Annotated in this window: 3 protein-coding genes and 1 pseudogene; 3 read left to right on the forward strand and 1 reads right to left on the reverse strand. The window is 71.4% G+C overall.

Annotated features, from left to right (window positions below; all coding sequences use genetic code 11):
- A pseudogene (locus SACPADRAFT_RS0206955) lies at positions 1 to 519 on the forward strand (sacsin N-terminal ATP-binding-like domain-containing protein); the annotation flags it as partial.
- A 55-nt stretch (positions 520 to 574) separates the two neighbouring features.
- Here the strand turns inward: SACPADRAFT_RS0206955 and SACPADRAFT_RS0206960 are convergent.
- Positions 575 to 847, reverse strand: a complete 273-nt coding sequence (locus SACPADRAFT_RS0206960) for a DUF2530 domain-containing protein (RefSeq protein WP_233357133.1) — start codon at positions 845 to 847, stop codon at positions 575 to 577.
- Between the two features lie 46 nt (positions 848 to 893).
- On the opposite strand from SACPADRAFT_RS0206960, the gene SACPADRAFT_RS0206965 reads away from it, so the two are divergent.
- Both SACPADRAFT_RS0206965 and SACPADRAFT_RS0206970 read left to right on the forward strand, forming a co-directional pair.
- Positions 894 to 2,363 carry an NCS2 family permease gene (locus SACPADRAFT_RS0206965; protein WP_007027046.1) on the forward strand — a complete coding sequence of 490 codons (1,470 nt, stop codon included), beginning with the start codon at positions 894 to 896 and terminating at the stop codon, positions 2,361 to 2,363.
- 164 nt (positions 2,364 to 2,527) lie between these two features.
- Complete coding sequence (locus SACPADRAFT_RS0206970; RefSeq protein ID WP_007027047.1) at positions 2,528 to 2,980, forward strand: MarR family winged helix-turn-helix transcriptional regulator; 453 nt, start codon at positions 2,528 to 2,530, stop codon at positions 2,978 to 2,980.
- Positions 2,981 to 3,164: the final 184 nt, after the last annotated feature.

Raw genomic sequence — 3,164 nt, forward strand, 5'->3', positions numbered from 1 at the left:
GCCGCCCGGGAGATCGACCCTCCGGACCGGGTCCGCGCGCTCGACGGCACGGTGGCCGATGCCACCGACGCCCTCGTGCTGGACGCTCCCTGGCTGCTGCCCGTGTGGCCGCCGGAACGGCTGGTCGCGCCCCGGGACCACGCCGACGCCCCCGCGCTGGCCGAGGTGCTCGACCTCCCGTTGGCGAGCGAGGAGACGGCGGGCGTACCGGACGACGACGGGGAGTTCGTCGAATGGTCGGCGCTGCCCGCGCTCGTCGAGGTCGCCGACCTGCTCGACCTGCCGGTGCCGGACGGGGGCGTGGTGGTGCATCCGGACCTGCGGGTGCACGGCCGCGCGGTCCCGTGGTGGTGCGAGCCACTCGCGGACTCCCCCGGAACACCGCCCGGGACCGTGCACGCGGCCGACTCGACGGAGGGGTTGGCGCGGGCGTTCGCGTGGGCGGCGGGCCGGTGGTCCGACCGTGCGATGGTCGTCGCGTTGCTGGAGGAGCCGGAGCCCGGTGTGCTGCTCGGCTGAGGTGCCCGGCCAGCGTTCGGATCGTCCCGCGCGTCACCCCGGGCCGGTCGGTGTGTTAAAGGTTTCTCTGACCGAAACGGGACCCCCTGCGGGAGGCCGCCCGCTGCCAGAGCATGATGCTCATGCCGAGCAGTCCGACCCCGGCGCCCGCGAGGGTCGTCCACAACCACACGCCGTGGATCCCGAGCACCAACAGCACCACGAAGGCGCACAACCACGCGGTCGTGCCCCCGATCACGGGAACCCACGGGCTGACCAGGGACCGGGGCAGATCCGGGGGAGGACGAAGCCGTCCTGTGCCCTCGGGCGTGTTGCTCGGTTCGTCCACGCAGGCCAGGCTACCGCTGCCGGTACCGACGCGAGGCAGGTGAGTGATGTCCGAGGTGACCATGGAGGACCCGGCGCGGTCCCGGCTGGACCGGTTCTTCCGGATCAGCGAGCGCGGGTCCACGCCCGGCAGGGAGATCCGGGGCGGGCTGGTCACGTTCGTGACGATGGCCTACATCATCGTGCTGAACCCGCTGATCCTGGGCAGCTTCTCCGCCGACGATCCGGGTGCGGCCACCGACGCCACCGGCGCGATCCTGCCGGTGCCGCAGGTGGCCGCCGTCACCGCGCTCGTCGCCGGGGTGATGACCATTCTCATGGGGGTCGTCGCGAACTACCCGTTCGCGCTGGCGGCGGGCCTGGGCATCAACGCCCTGGTGGCGGTGAACATCGCCCCGCTGATGACCTGGCCCGCCGCGATGGGGCTGGTGCTGGTCAACGGCATCGTGGTGCTGATCCTGGTGCTCACCGGGGTGCGCACGATGGTGTTCAACGCGGTGCCGCAGCAGCTCAAGGCGGGCATCGCCGTGGGGATCGGGCTGTTCATCAGCCTGATCGGCCTGGTCGATTCGGGGTTCGTGCGCCGCGTGCCGGACGTCGCCGACACCACCGTCCCGGTGCAGTTGGGCATCGACGGCTCGATCGCCTCGTGGCCGACCGCGGTCTTCGTCGTCGGTCTGATCATCATGGCGGTGCTGGTGGCGAAGAACGTCAAGGGCGCCATCCTGATCGGGGTGCTCGCGGGCACGGTGCTCGCGGTGATCGTGGAGGCGGTCGCCGGTGTCGGTCCGTCCGCCGGTGAGGACCCGAAGGGCTGGAACCTCGGTTATCCCGCCCTGCCCGACGACCTCGTCGGCCTGCCGGACCTCTCCCTCGTGGGGGAGGTGTCCTTCGGGGCGTGGGCCCAGGTGCCCGCGCTCACGGCGGCGTTGCTGGTGTTCACCCTGGTCCTCACCGACTTCTTCGACACCATCGGCACGATGACCGGGCTCGGCCGGGAGGCGAACCTCGTCGACGAGCGCGGCAACCTGCCCAACGTCGGCAAGACCCTGTTCGTCGACTCGCTCGGCGCCGTGTCCGGTGGTGCGGCCTCGGCCAGCTCGAACACCGTCTTCGTGGAGTCCGCCTCGGGCATCGCCGAGGGGGCGCGCACGGGCATGGCGAACGTGGTGACCGGTCTGCTGTTCCTCGCCGCGATGTTCTTCACCCCGCTGTACGAGGTGGTGCCGATCGAGGCCGCCGCCCCGGCGCTGGTGATCGTGGGCGCGCTGATGATCCGGCAGATCACCGAGATCGACTTCCGGGACTTCTCCATCGCGCTGCCCGCGTTCCTGACCATCGTGGTGATGCCGTTCACCTACTCGATCGCCAACGGCATCGGGGCCGGGTTCGTCAGCTACGTGCTGATCCAGGCCGCCACCGGCAAGGGCCGCCGGGTGCACCCGCTGATGTGGATCGTGGCGGCCGCGTTCGTCGTCTACTTCGCCATCGGCCCGATCCAGGACGCGCTCGGCTGAGGCGTCCACGCCCGGGAGCCGGCCACTGGGTCCCGGGTGGGTTCTCCCACGTCGGCTACTGTGCGCCGATCGCCCGGGACCGACGGTGCGAAGGCCGTCCGGTCCCGGGCGATCGGGCGCGTCCGGTGTGAGCCCGCACCCGTTCGCTGTGTCGGGAGTCGATCGTGAGGTATGCTAAGGATGTGTCGGGATCAGCTGAGCAGCGGTCGCTGGCCAGTCGGCTGCGGCTCGCTGTGGTGCGGCTGAACCGCAGGTTACGGGCACAGCGGGGAAGTCAGGACCTGTCCCTGACGCAGATCTCGGCGTTGTCCACACTGCACAAATGCGGGGCGATGACGCCCGGGCAGCTGGCGACCAGGGAAGGCGTGCGGCCACCGTCGATGACGCGGGTGATCACCGCGCTGGAGGAGATTTCCTTCGTCCGGCGGAGCCCGCATCCCACCGACGGCAGGCAGGCGATCGTGGCCCTGACCGACACCGGGCTGGACTACGTGCACGCGACGATCTCGCGGCGCGAGGCCTGGCTCGACGAGCGACTGGCGGAACTGAGCGGCGAGGAGCGCGAGGTGCTCTCCCGCGCCGCGGAGATCATCGACAGGATGGCCGGACACGGTTGACGCCCGGCCGTCACGGGAGGCGACACCACGGCGTGCGTACCACGGATAGCGACCAACGACCGACCGGACAACGCCCCGCTATCCGCAGACGCACCACCGACCCGCCCCCGCGACCGGCCCCCGCGTCCCGCTCCTGCGCCGCGGGCCCGGCGGCACCGCCCGGGGTGGACCGCACCACCTCCGC

The sequence above is a fragment of the Saccharomonospora iraqiensis subsp. paurometabolica YIM 90007 genome (assembly GCF_000231035.2).
Taxonomy (GTDB): domain Bacteria; phylum Actinomycetota; class Actinomycetes; order Mycobacteriales; family Pseudonocardiaceae; genus Saccharomonospora; species Saccharomonospora paurometabolica.

Excerpts from the sequence above, each read along its gene's own strand:
- SACPADRAFT_RS0206965 (WP_007027046.1), top strand. The coding sequence starts at position 894 with ATGTCCGAGGTGACCATGGAGGACCCGGCGCGGTCCCGGCTGGACCGG.